Source organism: Janibacter melonis (genome assembly GCF_003721155.3).
GTDB classification, from domain to species: Bacteria; Actinomycetota; Actinomycetes; order Actinomycetales; family Dermatophilaceae; genus Marihabitans; species Marihabitans melonis.
On record NZ_CP044548.2, the window covers coordinates 2734216 to 2748648 of the forward strand.

General features: G+C 74.9%; 14 protein-coding genes. 9 read left to right on the forward strand and 5 right to left on the reverse strand.

Annotated elements, in window-relative coordinates; genetic code table 11:
- Positions 1-29: 29 nt before the first annotated feature.
- The gene (locus tag EEW87_RS13110; protein WP_123092631.1) at positions 30-1250 is read right to left on the reverse strand and encodes a sensor histidine kinase; all 1221 of its coding nucleotides are present in this window, start codon (positions 1248-1250) and stop codon (positions 30-32) included.
- 98 nt (positions 1251-1348) lie between these two features.
- On the opposite strand from EEW87_RS13110, the gene EEW87_RS13115 reads away from it, so the two are divergent.
- Genes EEW87_RS13115 through EEW87_RS13130 form a run of 4 tightly spaced genes read left to right on the forward strand, consistent with a single transcriptional unit; the run spans position 1349 to position 4990 of the window.
- Positions 1349-1825: an ATP-binding protein gene (locus EEW87_RS13115; RefSeq protein WP_083968346.1), complete on the forward strand. Its 477-nt coding sequence runs from the start codon at positions 1349-1351 to the stop codon at positions 1823-1825.
- A gap of 30 nt (positions 1826-1855) precedes the next feature.
- Entirely contained in the window at positions 1856-2734 is an 879-nt protein-coding gene (locus EEW87_RS13120; RefSeq protein ID WP_123092630.1) for a DUF5926 family protein, read from the forward strand.
- Between the two features lie 2 nt (positions 2735-2736).
- Positions 2737-3438, forward strand: a complete 702-nt coding sequence (locus tag EEW87_RS13125) for a glycosyltransferase (protein WP_123092629.1) — start codon at positions 2737-2739, stop codon at positions 3436-3438.
- The gene (locus tag EEW87_RS13130; RefSeq protein WP_123092628.1) at positions 3428-4990 is read left to right on the forward strand and encodes an MptA/MptB family glycosyltransferase; all 1563 of its coding nucleotides are present in this window, start codon (positions 3428-3430) and stop codon (positions 4988-4990) included. The genes EEW87_RS13125 and EEW87_RS13130 overlap by 11 nt, the downstream gene beginning before the upstream one ends.
- Here EEW87_RS13130 and EEW87_RS13135 read toward each other — a convergent pair.
- On the reverse strand, positions 4911-7040 hold the full coding sequence (locus tag EEW87_RS13135; RefSeq protein ID WP_123092627.1) for a hypothetical protein: 2130 nt from the start codon (positions 7038-7040) through the stop codon (positions 4911-4913). The two genes, EEW87_RS13130 and EEW87_RS13135, sit on opposite strands and share 80 nt — an antisense overlap.
- A gap of 87 nt (positions 7041-7127) precedes the next feature.
- On the opposite strand from EEW87_RS13135, the gene EEW87_RS13140 reads away from it, so the two are divergent.
- The 5 genes from EEW87_RS13140 (at position 7128) to EEW87_RS13160 (ending at position 11328) form a co-directional block, all read left to right on the forward strand.
- Positions 7128-8423, forward strand: a complete 1296-nt coding sequence (locus EEW87_RS13140; RefSeq protein WP_240341600.1) for a glycosyltransferase 87 family protein — start codon at positions 7128-7130, stop codon at positions 8421-8423.
- A 10-nt stretch (positions 8424-8433) separates the two neighbouring features.
- Positions 8434-8838 (forward strand): DUF4446 family protein, encoded by a 405-nt coding sequence (locus EEW87_RS13145; protein WP_123092626.1) that lies wholly within the window; start codon positions 8434-8436, stop codon positions 8836-8838.
- 103 nt (positions 8839-8941) lie between these two features.
- Positions 8942-9868: a prephenate dehydratase gene (pheA, locus tag EEW87_RS13150; RefSeq protein WP_123092625.1), complete on the forward strand. Its 927-nt coding sequence runs from the start codon at positions 8942-8944 to the stop codon at positions 9866-9868.
- The gene (locus tag EEW87_RS13155; RefSeq protein WP_123092624.1) at positions 9865-10434 is read left to right on the forward strand and encodes a DUF6518 family protein; all 570 of its coding nucleotides are present in this window, start codon (positions 9865-9867) and stop codon (positions 10432-10434) included. The genes pheA and EEW87_RS13155 overlap by 4 nt, the downstream gene beginning before the upstream one ends.
- A 57-nt stretch (positions 10435-10491) precedes the next feature.
- Positions 10492-11328: a CoA transferase gene (locus EEW87_RS13160; protein WP_123092623.1), complete on the forward strand. Its 837-nt coding sequence runs from the start codon at positions 10492-10494 to the stop codon at positions 11326-11328.
- Here the strand turns inward: EEW87_RS13160 and EEW87_RS13165 are convergent.
- From EEW87_RS13165 to EEW87_RS13175, 3 genes are read right to left on the reverse strand one after another with little or no spacing between them, the layout of a single operon-like run.
- On the reverse strand, positions 11325-12365 hold the full coding sequence (locus tag EEW87_RS13165) for a glutathione synthetase (protein ID WP_068271498.1): 1041 nt from the start codon (positions 12363-12365) through the stop codon (positions 11325-11327). The genes EEW87_RS13160 and EEW87_RS13165 overlap by 4 nt on opposite strands.
- The gene (locus tag EEW87_RS13170; protein ID WP_240341601.1) at positions 12362-13594 is read right to left on the reverse strand and encodes a peptidase MATCAP family protein; all 1233 of its coding nucleotides are present in this window, start codon (positions 13592-13594) and stop codon (positions 12362-12364) included. Before EEW87_RS13170 ends, EEW87_RS13165 begins: the two co-directional genes overlap by 4 nt.
- Positions 13591-14424, reverse strand: a complete 834-nt coding sequence (locus tag EEW87_RS13175; RefSeq protein WP_123092622.1) for an N-formylglutamate amidohydrolase — start codon at positions 14422-14424, stop codon at positions 13591-13593. Before EEW87_RS13175 ends, EEW87_RS13170 begins: the two co-directional genes overlap by 4 nt.
- Positions 14425-14433 lie beyond the last annotated feature (9 nt).

Consider the following 14433-nt stretch of genomic DNA (forward strand, 5'->3'; position numbering starts at 1 on the left):
GCGGATGGGGTGATGGTCGGTGCGTGAAGTCACGGCTGGTCCTCTCGGGTCGGTCCCGGGTCCTCGGGCAGGTGGGCGGTGACGAGGTAGCCGCCGCCGGCGCGCGGGCCCGCGGTGAGGTGCCCGCCGAGGGCGCTCGCCCGCTCGCGCATGCCGACGACGCCGTACCCCTGGCCGTCGTCCGTGGCCGCCGCGCCGCGCCCGTCGTCCTCGACGGTGACGCACAGGCCGTCGTCACGGCGCACCCGCACGCTCGCGATCGCGCCGGGGCCGGCGTGCTTGATGACGTTGGTCAGCGCCTCCTGGACGATCCGCAGCGCCGCGAGCCCGACGTCCCGGCTCACCCCGTCGAGGTCGTCGCTCACGAGCTCGACGGGCAGGCCGGAGGAGCGGACGCGGTGCACGAGGGCCGGCAGGTCGGCGACCGACTCGGTCGGCGCGTAGCCGTCGAGCTCGTCGGCGCGCAGCACCCCGACGAGCCGCCGGGTCTCGGCGAGGGCCTCACGAGCGGTGGCCGCGATGGTCTGAAGGGTCTGGGTGGCCTGCTCGCGGTCCCACTGCGGAGAGCTCGTCGCGGCGTAGGCGCCGCCGTCGGCCTGGACGACGACGACGGCGAGCGAGTGGGCGACGACGTCGTGCATCTCGCGGGCGATCCGTGTGCGCTCGTCCTGCGCGGCGATCCGCACCCGCTGGTCGCGGTCGCGACGCAGGGCGAGGTTCTGCTCGTGGAGCCGCTCGAGCAGCTCGCGCCGGCGCCGGGTGAGGTCACCCCACGCCCAGCACAGAGATGCGACGGCGCTGAAGAAGATCGCGTTGATGACCTGGGGCACCGCCGACAGCTCGGGGTCCCACCAGTCGGCGACCCCGAGACCGCCGGAGAGCACGCAGACCACGAGCACGGCGAGACGCGCGGGGCGGCTGCCGGACCAGGCCGCCACGGCGTACGCGGCGAAGGGGGCGGCGACGTTGCTCGGCAGCGGCCCGTCGGTGAGCGGCAGCTGGGCCAGGTGGGCGAGCACGACGACCGCGGCCGCGACCTCCGGGCGGGTGCGGCGCCACCACAGGGGCACGACCTGGAGCAGGGTGACGACGAGGACGAGCCCGGCCGGCACGCCCGGTCCGTCGACCTCGGGACCGACGGCGGCGAGCGTCGCCGGCAGCACGCCGAGCAGGAGCAGCGGGCCGACGACGAGGGCGTCGACGACACGGGGGTGGCGGGCCAGCGGGCCGCCGAGAGCGGGGGTGTCCATCGCGGCGAGCCTAGGCACACCTCGCGCCCTGCGCGTCAGACCACGGTCTGACCAGCGCATACGATGGCCCGGCACCCGCCGCGACGACAGGAGACACCGTGAGCGAGCCCGCACAGGACGACGCCCGAGAGCTGCTCAACGAGTTCGGCGCGCAGCCCGGCGACGGCCACGCCCGCACGATCCGCGCCCAGTGGGACCGCGACATCCTGCCCCCGATCCGGGCGGCCCTCATGGAGGACCTCCAGGCGCGTGGGATGTCCGAGGAGATCATCGACGAGGCCGAGATCGTCGTCACCGAGCTCGTCACCAACGCCCTGCGCCACGGCAGCCCGCTGCCCGACCGCTGCGTGCGCGTGCACTGGAAGGTGCGCGGCGAGGTGTGCGAGGTCGAGGTGAGCGACGGCGGCGGTCACACCGCGCCCAAGCCCGTCCCCCCGGCCCTGTGGGCGACCTCGGGACGCGGCCTGCGCATCGTGCGCAGCCTCGCCCACGAGTGGGGCGTCTCCGAGGACGAGAAGCGGATCACCGTGTGGGCATCGCTCGGCGGGCCCTCGCGCCGTCGGGTCGGGAGCTGACCCACCGCGCCCTGACCTAGGCTGCACGCCATGGGCAAGGCATCACGACGCAAGAAGACCGACGGCGGCCGGGTCAAGGTCGCCCCCGCCCCGTACGTGGCTCGACCCTTCGCGGGTCTGCCGGGCGAGACCGACTGGGTGGCGGCGCACGAGATCGTCCCCGCGGCGACGGCGACGCTGACGCTGCGCGCGGACGCCGTGCCCGAGGGTGCGCCGACGACGGCGACCCTCGCCTCGGTCCTGCCCCTCGCGTGGTCGGGCCTGCACCGCGCCGACGGCACCGTGCTCGTCGCCAGCCAGTCCGGCTCGAGCAGCGGTGACGCCAGCCGCGACCTCGCCGCCGCCCTGCTCGCCACCCTCGCAGCCGAGCCCGGCAGCCCGGTGCCGCGCGCCGAGCGCGCGACCGAGGAGACCCCCCGCCTGCAGGACCTGCTCGACCTCGACGCCCCCTTCGCGCTCGAGGTCCACGAGGGCTTCGACTTCTGGGTCGGCGAGGGCGAGCTCGACCAGGAGGGCCAGGAGTCCCTCGACCGGGCCAACGAGAGCGTCGTCCCGACCGTCGCGATGAGCTCGGCCCCCTCCGCCTACTGGTGCCGCATCGGCGAGCGCACCTACGTGCGCTGGGTCCTCGGCGACGACGAGGACGCGGCGACCGACGCCCTCGCCCGTCTGTCCGCGGCCGGTGAGTCCGAGCTCGGCGAGGGCAACAAGCTGCTCGGCGCCTTCCGTGCCGGCGGGCTCCTCGTGCCGGTGTGGGAGGTCCCCGCCGACTCCGAGCCCGCGACCCACGAGGACGCCCTCGCCGCGATGCGCGAGCGCTACGAGGCCGCACTGCGCGACGAGCCGCTGAGCGCCGACGAGCGCCGCGCCCGCTCCGGGCTGCTGTCGCGCCAGGTCACCCTGCGCTGATCATGAGCGCGCTGGCGGCGGTCGTCCCGGCCAAGGACGAGGCGGAGCGCATCGGCGCCACCGTCGCCGCGCTGCGCGCGCTGCCCGAGGTCGAGCTCGTCGTCGTTGTCGACGACGGCTCGAGCGACGACACCGCGGCCGCCGCCGCCGACGCCGGTGCGCTCGTCGTGCGCCACCCGACCAACCTCGGCAAGGCCGCCGCGATGACGACCGGCGCTGCCCGGGTCGCCGAGGAGGAGACACGTCGGGGTGGCCCGCCCTGGGTGCTGCTCTTCGCCGACGCCGACCTCGAGGGGTCGGCCGCGCACCTCGGCCCGCTCGCCGAGCCGGTCCTCGCCGGGGTCGCCGACCTCGCCGTCGCCAACATCCCGCGCGCCGCGAGCTCTCAGGGCGGGGGACGGGTCGTGCGCCTGGCCCGCGGGCAGATCGAGACGATGACCGGACGGCGGGTCGAGCAGCCGCTCAACGGCATGCGCGTGATGACGCGTGAGGCCTTCGGCTGGGCGAGCCCCCTCGCCGCCGGGTGGGGCGTCGAGGCCGCGATGCTCGTCGACGTCCTGCGCGCCGGGGGCCGGGTCGTCGAGGTGCCCGTGCCGCTCACCCACCGGGCGACCGGGACCGACCTCGCCGGTCAGGTGCACCGCGCCCGTCAGATGCGCGACGTCTCGCGAGCCCTGCTCGAGCGGCGCTTCCGTGGCGGCTGACGCACCCGACGCGCTGCCGACCGGTCCTCACCGAGCCGGGCGCGACCCCCTTCGCCTCGGTCTGCTCGCTGGCTCGCTCCTGTGCCTGCTCCTCGTCGGCCTCGCCCACCCCTCGGTCGCCGCACCGCCGCTCGGCCCGGCGGGCTGGGTGCCGCACCTGCCCGACCTGCCGCTGGGTGGGTGGGTCGTCGTCGCGCTGCAGGTCGCGGGCTACGCGCTCGGCGCGGCCGCGCTGCTGCGCGGCCTGCGGGTCCCCTCCCGGCTCGACATCCCCTGGGCCGCCTGGGCGATCGTCGGCGGCCTCGTCCTGCTCACCGTGCCCTACGGCACCGCCGACCACACGAACTACGCCGCCTACGGGCACATCCTCGTCGAGGGGGGCGACCCGTGGGTGACGACCCCGCAGGACTTCGGGCCGGACCGGATCACCTCTGCCGTGCAGCCGCCGTGGGAGGACACCCCGAGCGTCTACGGGCCGGTCGCGACCGGGCTCATGGGGCTGTCGGCCCTCGTCGGCGGTGAGCTGCCCCGCCAGGTCGTCTGGGTCTGGCAGGTCCTCGTCGTCGCCGCGTGGCTGCTCGGCCGCGCGCTGCTCCTGCGGCTCACCGGTGACCGCGAGAGCGTCGACACGTGGTGGACCGGCAACGTCCTCGTCCTCGGCGCGGGGGTGCTCGGCGCGCACGTCGACCTCCTCGCGACGACCGCGCTCGTCGGGGCGCTGCTCGCGACCCGGGTGCGCGGGGTGCCCGGTGCCCTCCTCGCGGGGGCGCTCGCCGGCGTCGCGGCCTCGACGAAGATCACCGCCGGCGTCGTCGTGCTCGTCCTCGCCTGGCTCTACCTGCGCCGAGATATGGAGATCAGCTCTGCGGAGGAGCTCCGGGCAGCGGATCCCCATACCTCGGCGAAGGGGGTGGGGGCCGTGGCGAGGGGGGTGGGGTCCTCGGCGAAGGGGGCGGCGGCGCGGGTGGTCGCGGTGGTCCTCGCCGGCCTGGCAGTCGCCGTGCCCCTCCACCTGTGGGCGGGGCCCAACGTCTTCGGTCAGCTGCTCACCGCGAGCGACGGGGTGAGCTACGCGAGCCCGTGGCGCGCGGTCTACACGGTCCTCGACCTCGGTGTCGCCGAGCCGAGCGCCCGGGCCTGGGTCGCGCGGGCGTCGGCCGTGCTCTGCGTCGTGCTCGCCATCGTCCTGTGGCGCCGTCTGCCCGGCACGGACAGCGGGCCCCAGCGGCTGCTCCTCGTGCTCGTCACGGCCTACGCGCTCGGCGCGGCCTACGTGCTGCCCTGGTACGCCCTGCCGATGTGGGCGGCCCTCGCGTGGTGGGTCGCCGACGGCGGGCGGGCCCCGCGGCTGCTCACGGCCCTCGTCGTGCAGGGGGCGGTCGTCGCGATCGGCTACGTGCCGGGGCGGGTGCGCATCCCCGAGGACATGGCGACCGTGACACTCGCGTGGCGGATGGTCGTCGTGCCGCTCGTCACAGCGATCGTGTGGCTGCTCGTCCTGCGGCCGGCTCGGCGGCCAGGGCGAGGACGACGAGGCTCGGCACGAGGATGATCGAGGCGACGGCCGGGATCCCCGTGCCCGAGTCGTTGAGCAGGAAGCCGGCGGTGAGCGCGACGACGAGCGCGACGAGGCCCGGGCGCAGGGCCGGGTGCTCCTCGAGCGGGCCGGCGAGCGGACGCGCGAGACGGCTGCCCGGACGGGCGAGCGCCCAGATGACGAGGACGAGGCCGACCGGCACGAGCAGGGCCGCGCGCTCGGGGCCGAGGAGCATCTCGAGATTCATCACGAGCTTGCGCTCGACGACCTCCCACGCGTCACCGGTGAGCACGCGCCCGAAGAAGCGTCCGAGGTGGCTGCGCTCGTCCTCGGGCCGCAGGTAGTCCAGGCCCGCGACGGCGAGGAAGCCGCCGACCGTCACGACACCGATGAGCAGCAGGCGCAGCAGCGTGACGCGGGCGCCGGAGACGGCGAGGACGAGGTAGCCGACCGCGGGCACGACCGCGAGGGTGCCGCCGCCGTCGGCCCCGACGAAGGGGGCCGCCACGAGGACGAGCAGGACGAGCCCGAGCACGGCGGCCAGGGCCGTCGCGGCCCGGCGTCGGCCGGCGCGCAGGAGCGGGTCGAGCAGCGCGGTCACCGCGAGCAGGGCGCCCGTGACGAAGAGGGCGAAGGGGACGTTGCCGAAGCCGTAGAAGCGGCCGCCGTCCCAGGGGTGGAGGCCGAGGACGCCGAGGAGGATCGACGCGCCGTCGCGCAGCAGGAGGTCGGCGGTGAGCAGGAGCGCGGTGACGCCGCCGACGACGCCGACGGCGGTGAGGCCACGGCGGGTGCTGCCGGCCGTGACCGCGAGGGCCAGGGCGGTGAGCAGGCCGGCGCCCAGCGCCGTCCAGCCGGCGAGGGCGAGGACGGGGTGGTCGCCCAACCACCACGGGGCGAGCGTCGCCGCGTAGGTCGCGGCCGGCACGCTCGCGAGGACGAGGGCGGCGGTGCGCAGGACGTGCACGAGCGGGCGGCGGGCCGGGCGGCGACGCAGCAGCGCCCAGGCCAGGGCGCCGAGGACGCTCGCCACGACGACGACGGCGGCCAGGCCGCGGAAGAAGGGCGGGATGCTCGCGTCGGCCACCTCGAGCTGGCCGGCGACGTCGGCCTGGTCTGCGAGGCGCTCGGCGGCACCGCCGCGATCGTCGCGGACGAGGGAGAGGGGGCGACCTGCGAGCGGGGCGACGGGCTCGGCGCCGACGCGCTCGAGGAGGTCGGCGGTGAGGTCGGGCAGCTGGACGACGCCGGTGCGCCGGGTGGTGGGCGAGCTGAGCGCGCCGGGCTCGACGCCCGCCGCGCTGCGGGGGTCGCCGCCGCCGGAGTAGACGAGGGCCCGCAGCGCGGGCCCGGTGCCCGAGTCGCCGAGACCGGCGACGACGACGAGGGTCTCCTCGGGCAGGCCCGAGACCGCCTCCTGCACCGCCGTGTCGACGTCGCGCACCTGGGCCTGCCGCGCCGCGTCGCGCTCGCCGTCGACCTGGCCGACGTCGACGAGACGCACCGCGCACCCGCCTGAGCCGTCACCGACCTCGCCGCGGCCGTCCGCCGCGGCGATGCTCGCGCCCGCCCCGCCGGAGGCCTCCACGCACGTGCCCGCGGCGCGCAGCGAGTCCGCGAGGACGCCGAGGGTGGCGTCGGTCTTGCGCTCGCGGACGAGGTCGACGGCGTCGCCCCAGCCCTCGACCGCGCCCGTGCCGGTCAGCCCCACCTCGGGGCAGACGGGCGCGGCCTCCGGGTCGGTGAGGTCCGGGCTGCCCGGGCGGGGGAAGGCCACCCGGCCGCCGGCGCCGAGGCTGAGCCAGCCGTCGACGCCGCACGTCTGCAGGTACCCGCCACGCACGACGAGGTCGGCGGTGGCCCCCTTCGTCGCGAGCGACCACAGGGTCGGCGTCTCCTGCGGCGAGAGGTCGCGCAGGCTCAGCCCCGGGGCGCCGAGGACGACGACCGCCGGCTGGTTCGGGTCGGGGGCCGTGAGCGCCGTGGTACCCGTCGCCGATGCCGCCGGGACCGCGCCGAGGACAGCGGCGCACGCGGCGACGAGGGCGAGGAGGAGTCGGGTCACCGGGCCATTGTGGCGGGCCGAGCCTGGACGTCCTCTGAGGCCACGGGCGGCAGGAGAGCACCCACCCACGTCTGCGACCATGACCCGGTGACCCGACGGACCCCGACGACGACCCACTGGGTGCTCGCGGCTCTCGTCTTCGTCGCGCTCGCCGCCTGGCCGATCACGAAGTTCATGTTCCTCTTCCCGCAGGACCAGTGGCAGGTCGACATCCAGGTCTACCGCGAGGCGGGCATCTCCGTGCTTCAGGGCCGGCCGATCTACGAGCAGATGACCGACCCGCCGCAGCTGCTGCCCTTCACCTACCCGCCGGTCGCGGCGCTGCTCTCGGTGCCGCTGGCCTTCGTCCCCTTCGCCGTGGCGGCCTGGTCGTGGACGATCCTGCAGCTCGCCGCCGACCTCGCCATCGCGTGGGTCGCCTGGTACCACCTGCGCGACCGGGTCGGGGCGTGGGCGCCGGTGCTCGTCGCCGCGGTGGCCGGGGCCTTCCTGTGGACCCAGCCGGTCGGCGACGGCATCCGCTTCGCGCAGATCAACGCCTTCCTCGTCCTCGCGATCCTGCTCGACCTCAAGCGGCCGCGGACGCGCTTGCTGCGCGCGGTCCCGCCCGGGGTGCTCGTCGGGCTCGCCATGGCGATCAAGCTGACGCCCGGCGTCTTCGTCATCCACTACCTCGTGTGCCGCCGCTGGCGCGAGGCCGCGACCGCGATCGTCACCGCGACGCTCGTCTCGGTCGGCGCGTGGATGATCCTGCCGCCGGCCTCCTTCGCCTTCTGGGGCGGGGCGCTGTCCGACCCCACGCGGCTCGGCCCCAACGACGGCTCGGCCAACCAGGCCTTCCGGGCGCTGCTGCTGCGCCGCGGCCTCGACGGCAGCGAGCTGCTCCTCGCCTGGGCGCCCTACCTCCTCGTCGTCGGCGTCGTCGTCTTCTGGCTCGGCCGTCGCGCCTACCAGCAGGGCGACTGGCTCATGGAGGCCGCGGTCATCGGGCTCGCAGGCTTCCTGCTCTCGCCGGTCTCGTGGGTACACCACCTGCACTGGCTCATGGTGATCGTGCCGGCGATCCTCGGCGCCGCGGCCTGGCGCGACCGCCCGCGCGTCGTCGCGGCCGCGATCCCCTTCGCGTGGTTCGTGTGCACGATGCCCTTCTGGGGCGTGCTGTGGAAGCGGGAGGGGCGCGAGCCGGCCGTCGTCGGCGACGTCCTCGTCGAGGGCAACGTCATCGGCTCGCTCGTGATCCTCGGGCTCCTCGCCTGGGCGATCCACCGCGCCGACGCCCTCGAGCCCCGCTCGCAGTCCGCGACGCCCGGTCGTCGCGGGCCCGCGACGACCGGGGCTCGCGGACCACGAGCGGGCGTCGGCGCGGACCGGGCCGAGGGCTAGGGTCGCAGCCGTGCTCCTCTCCGTCGTCGCGCTCGTCGTCGCGGCCCTCGCCGTGCTGCTTGCGCTCGGCCTGGCCCGTCAGCTCGGCGTCCTGCGCCGACGCCTCGCCGAGGTCGAGCGCGGCTCCCCGATCGGCGACGCCGACGCCCGCCGTCTGCGCGCCGAGGTCGACGCCGCGCTGAGCCGGGTCGCGGTCGTGCGCTACGACGCCTTCGGCGACATGGGTGGGCGGCTCTCCTTCTCCGCCGCGCTCCTCGACGGGCAGGGCGACGGCCTCGTCCTCACCTCGATCCACGGCCGCGGCGAGTCGCGGACCTACGCGAAGGGGGTCGCCGGCGGCGAGTCCGAGACGACCCTCACCCCCGAGGAGCGCCAGGCCGTCGCCGCTGCGCGGGCCGGGTCGCCGACCGCCTGAGCGGCGCGTCGTCCACCGTCATGCCGAGGAGCGGGACCGCGTGGCCGCCGCCGGCGCCTCTGGGCGAGACTGGCGCTGACCGGCAGGACCGCTAGGAGGACACGTGACGCGCTTCGGCTACCTCGGGCCCGAGGGCACCTTCACCCAGATGGCGCTGCTGTCGTGGCGACCCGCGACGAGCGCCGAGCACGTCCCCTTCGGGTCCGTCGACGCCGCCCTCACCGCGGTGCGCGAGCGCGAGATCGACGCGGCCGTCGTGCCCATCGAGAACTCCGTCGAAGGGGGAGTGAGCGCCACCCTCGACGCGCTCGCCTCGGGTGCGCCGCTGAGCGTCACCGGCGAGGTCCTCGTGCCGATCACCTTCGTCATCGCCGCCCGTGAGGGCGTCGAGCTCGCCGACGTGCGCGCCATCGGCACGCACTCGCACGCGTGGGCTCAGGTGCGCGGGTGGGCCCAGCAGCACGCCCCCGAGGCGGGCTACGTCGCGACCCTGTCGACCGCGTCGGCCGCCGCCGACCTCGCGGCGGGGGGCGCCCCCTTCGACGCCGCCGTGTGCGCCCCCGTGGCCGCTCACAACCACGGCCTGCAGGTGCTCGCCCACGACATCGGCGACCTGTCCTCGGCGGTGACGCGCTTCGTCGTCGTCTCGCGTCCCGAGTGGCTGCCGACGCCGACCGGCTTCGACAAGACGACGGTCGTGCTCTACCAGCGCAGCGACCGCGCGGGTGGTCTGCTCGAGCTGCTCGAGCAGCTCGCCGCCCGCGGGATCAACATGACCCGGCTCGAGTCGCGCCCGACGAAGGAGTCGATGGGGTCGTACTGCTTCTCCATCGACCTCGAGGGGCACGTCGCGGACGCCCGTGTCGGCGAGGCGCTCATGAGCCTGCACCGCGTGTGTGCCGAGGTCCGCTTCGTCGGCTCCTACCCGGCGGCGAACGGCCAGGCGGTCTCCGTCGACCCGCTGACCTCCGACACCGCCTTCGCCGAGGCGTCGAGCTGGCTGGAGTCGCTGCGCCACCCCGGGCGGTGAGACGGGCCTGGGCGCTCGTCGCCCTCGTCGGGGCAGGGCTCGCGGTGCTCACGCTGCTCGCGGCGGCGGCCGCCGACCAGCTCGACGGGCACCCCGCCGCCCGGGTGGTCCTCGTGCTCGCCAACGCCGGGTCGGTGTGGGCCAGCCAGGCGGTGCTCGCCGGCTGGCTCGTGCGGCGCCCGTGGGCTGCCGCCCTGGCGGGCCCGCTCGTCGGGCTGCTCTCGCTGGTGACCTTCTACTTGCTCGGGGCGCTCACGGGGCTCACCCCGTGGTCCGGCCTCGCCGACAACCTCGGGTGGCTCGTCGCCGCGGCGCTCGCCGGGGTGCCGCTCGGGCTCGTCGGCGCCCTCGCCCGTCGCCGTGACGGCCTCGGTGTGCTCGCCCGGCTCGTCGTGCCCGCCGGCGCGGTCCTCGAGCCGCTCGTACGGGGATGGCTCGACGGCGGGGTCGGCGGCGGCGGGGCGCTCGGGGGTGGGGTCCTCGGCGTCGCGGGCCTGGTGCTGGTCGTCGCCGGTCTCGCCGGCGGCGCCCTCGTGGTTCGAAGAAGGATCGTCACCTCGAGGTGACGATCCTTCTTCGACCGGACCTGCGCCGGACGGCGGGGGATCGGCGACGATGACGCCATGACCGCTGCCCACCGCCCGCTCGACGGCGTCCGTGTCGTCTCCCTCGCCGTCAACCTCCCCGGCCCGCTCGCCGCTGCCCGGCTGACCTCGATGGGCGCCGCGGTGACGAAGGTCGAGCCCCCGACGGGTGACCCCCTCGCCCTCGTCGCCCCCACCTGGTACACCGAGCTCGTCGGTGGCCAGGAGGTCGTCCGGCTCGACCTCAAGGACCCTGCTGACCGGGCGGCCCTCGAGGACCGGCTCGCCGGTGTCGACGTCCTGCTCACCTCGATGCGCCCCTCGGCGCTGGAGCGGCTCGGCCTGCCCGAGAGCGTCGAGCGTCACGGCCTGCTCCTCGTCGAGGTCATCGGCTACGACGGGGACCGCGCCGAGGAGGCCGGGCACGACCTCACCTACCAGGCCTCGCGCGGCATGGTCGCGCCGCCCACGATGCCCCTCGTGCCGATGGTCGACGTGCTGGGCTCCGAGCGCGCCGTGTCGGCGACGCTCGCCGGGCTGCGGGTGCGGGAGAGCCTCGGCGCGGCCGTGCACGAGCGGGTCGTGCTCGACGAGGTCGCCGACGATGCCGCCGCCTCGCTGCGGCACGGGCTCACCGGCCCGGGCGCCGTCCTCGGCGGCGCGCTGCCGGGGTACGCGATCTACGCGACCTCGGACGGGTACGTCGCGGTAGGGGCGATCGAGCCCCACTTCGCGGCCCGTCTCGCCGAGCACGTCGGCTCGACGAGGTCGGAGCTCGAGACGGCCTTCGCGTCGCGGCCGAGCGCCCACTGGGAGCAGCTCGGCCGCGAGCACGACGTGCCGGTCGTCGTCGTGCGCGACCCGGGCTCGGCCTAGAGCGTCGCGAGCCGCACGTTCGGGATGTCGCTGTAGTGCCGGCGCACGCTCACCTTGCGCTCGAGGTCCTCGATGACCCGCGGCACGAAGTCGATGCCGTAGAGCTGCTCGCACGAGCCGAAGCCGCCGGGGCTGAAGACGTTGACCTCCATGAGCTTGTCGCCGACGATGTCGAGCCCGACGAGCGTCATGCCGTCGGCGATGAGCTTGGGCCGCACGGCCTCGACCATCTCGAGCATGTCGTCGGTGATCTTCACCTTCTGCGCCTTGCCGCCGGTCGACATGTTCGAGCGCAGGTCGTCGCTCTGGCTCACCCGACGGAAGGCCGCGACCTGGCCGTCGACCTCGAGCGGACGGCCGTTCATGACGAACATCCGGATGTCGCCGTCCTTGGCCTCGGGCAGGTACTCCTGGGTGACGACGTAGCCGTCGCGCGAGATCGCCTCGATGATCTGGCTGAGGTTCGGCGACTCCTTGCTGTTGACGAGGAAGACCCCGCTGCCACCGGAGCCCTGCAGCGGCTTGAGCACCGCGCGCCCGCCGAGGTCGGCGACGAACTGCTCGATCATCTCCTCGTCGCGGCAGATGAGGGTGCGCGGCCGCACGATCTCGGGGAAGTGCTGGAAGTAGGCCTTGCTCAGCGCGTTGGCCAGCGACGTCGGGTCGTTGACGACGAGCACGCCGGCGGCGGCGAAGAGCTGCCCGAAGGCGACGCCCGCGTTGCCGGCCCACGGGTTCTCCTCCGCGTCGTCGGCGGGGTCGAAGCGCAGCATGACGACGTCGAACTCGTCGACCCGCAGGCGCTGCTCGACGTCGGGCTTCTGCACGTCGGCGAGGTAGCGCTCGAGCGACTTGTAGCTCTTCGAGGACGCAGTGCGCGCCCGCGCGGAGAGCGAGCCGTCCGCCTCGTAGGCGAAGTCCCCGATCCCCATGTGGTACGCCTCGTGGCCCATCCGGTGGGCGGTCATCGCGAGCCGGGTCGTCGTGTAGACGGACTTCTCGGTCGCGACGTCGTTGACGACGAAGCCGATCTTCATGGGGTCTCCTTCGACGGGGGGTCGGTCGGGTCCGCGGGCGGGGGTGGGCCCGCGGGCGTGCAGATGGCGGCGACGTCGTCGGCCTGGGCGGCGGCGTCGGTCAGACGGTCCGCGGCGGCGGGGTCGGCGAGCCACCGCGGCATGATGCGCGGCGGCCCGAGGACGCCGTCCTCGGCCAGTGAGCGCACGAGCGGCAGGTCGTCGAGCGAGAACTTGCCGAGCCACAGGTGCTCGAGCGACCCGCCGTCGCGCAGGTGCGCGAGCAGGTCGACGAGACCGCGCAGGTAGATCGCGTCCTTCGTCAGCCCCCCGCAGCGGTAGGCGCGCATCGTCGTCGTGAAGGCGCTGGCCTCCGGGAAGCCCTCGTCGACGAGCCCGCGCCAGGCGTCGACGAAGCTCGCGCCGCTGCTCATCCGGTGCACGGTGACGACGCGGGCGGCGAGCTGGCGCAGCCGGAAGGGGGTGAGCCCACCGCAGCCGATCTCGGCGAGCACGGCCAGCCCCTCCTGGGTCTCGTCGTACCCGGCGAGACCGGTGCCGAGCACCTGGACCGGCTGCGCCGAGCCGTTGACCTGGGTGACGAGGTGCGTGCCCACCTCGTGCTGGATGAGCGCGTCGGCGCGGGCGCGCTGCACCGCCGAGTCCGGGTCGACGAGCAGGGTGTTGCCGCTCACCATGATCCCGTTGACCTCGTCGCGGATCTCGGCGTGCATGTCGACCTCGGGGTCGAGCTGCGCGTAGTGGTCGATCTCGGCCTGGGCGAGCTCGAGGAACTCCTGCGCGGTGAGGGACTCCCCCTTCGCCTCGGGCCGCGGGACGGCCTCGAGGACGTGCTCGGCCTGGGCACGAAGGGAGGGCGAGGCCGACCCGTAGAGCTCGGTGCTCAGGGCGCGGAAGTCCTCGCTGTCACGGGCCCGCAGCATGTCGAGCTGGAGCCCCAGCTCGCGCTGCTTGGCGCGCAGCAGGGTCGCCAGGGTCGGGTCCTCGACGGAGGAGACGACGACGTTGTCGACGACCTGGCGCAGCACCTCGGGGTCGGCCTCGAGCTCGCGGTAGACGAAGACCGGGTCGTGCACGCGACCGGCGACGAAGTCGGCCTTGATCTCGTCGGAGTTCACCGGGGTGATGTCGAGCAGGAAGCGCATCGAGCCCGACATCTGCGCCAGGGCGTGGTCGACGGCGAGGTCGGCGACCGAGACCCGGCGCAGCGCGGGCGCGTCCTCGCTCACAGCTCGGTGCCCCGCCCGGTGATCCGGTCGAGCGCGGCGAGCACCGGCTCGTAGGTGTCGGCGAGCGCCGCGGCGATGCGGCTCACGGCCTCGTCGTCGGGCTGGCCGCTCCACTCGTCCATGTAGGTCTTCTTCATCTCGATGGCCAGGACGATGCCGGTGTCGGGGTAGCGCGAGTGGACCCACTGGGCCAGGCCGCGGCCGACGAACTTGACGTTCTCGCGCACGTCGCGCTGCTCGCGCGGGCCGTGGATGGTCGTCCACGACGTCGAGAAGGAGTCGATGAAGGCGTCGACGACCCGCCCCCAGCGCTCGCGGTCCAGCGAGCCGGTCCCGACGTTGACCTCGGGGTTGTCGTCGGGGTCGGCCGGCGGTGCGCCGGAGCCGTCACGGCGGTGGTTGTAGGAGTGCACGTCGTAGACGACGAAGGGGCCGCGGGCGGAGATCTCGTCGAGGTGGGTGGCCAGGGTGGAGTAGAAGTCGTCGTAGACCTCGAGCGAGCGCTGCGCGATCGCGTCGTCGAGCGGGTGCTCGCGCCAGACCTCGAGGCCCCAGCAGTCGTCCGGCTCGCGGTAGACGGCCTCCTCGCGCACGCGGTTGAGGTCGACCTCGAAGCGGGAGCGGTGGGCGACGACCCGCGCGGGCAGGTGGGCGATGAAGCGGTCCGTGCACGGGTCCTCCTCGCGCAGACGCACCTCCTCGTCGAGGACCATCTCCTGCGCGACCTCGGGCCGCAGGTCGTGCCCGGCGTGGACCGCCGTCGCGACGAGCTGACCACCGAGGTCACCGAGGACGCTGAAGGCGGGCGTGTGCTCTGCCTGATCCGTCATGCCCCTGGT

Coding starts and splice junctions, on each gene's coding strand:
- EEW87_RS13110 (WP_123092631.1), bottom strand. CDS start 1,250: ATGGACACCCCCGCTCTCGGCGGCCCGCTGGCCCGCCACCCCCGTGTC.
- EEW87_RS13120 (WP_123092630.1), top strand. CDS start 1,856: ATGGGCAAGGCATCACGACGCAAGAAGACCGACGGCGGCCGGGTCAAG.
- EEW87_RS13125 (WP_123092629.1), top strand. CDS start 2,737: ATGAGCGCGCTGGCGGCGGTCGTCCCGGCCAAGGACGAGGCGGAGCGC.
- EEW87_RS13160 (WP_123092623.1), top strand. CDS start 10,492: ATGACCGCTGCCCACCGCCCGCTCGACGGCGTCCGTGTCGTCTCCCTC.
- EEW87_RS13165 (WP_068271498.1), bottom strand. CDS start 12,365: ATGAAGATCGGCTTCGTCGTCAACGACGTCGCGACCGAGAAGTCCGTC.
- EEW87_RS13175 (WP_123092622.1), bottom strand. CDS start 14,424: ATGACGGATCAGGCAGAGCACACGCCCGCCTTCAGCGTCCTCGGTGAC.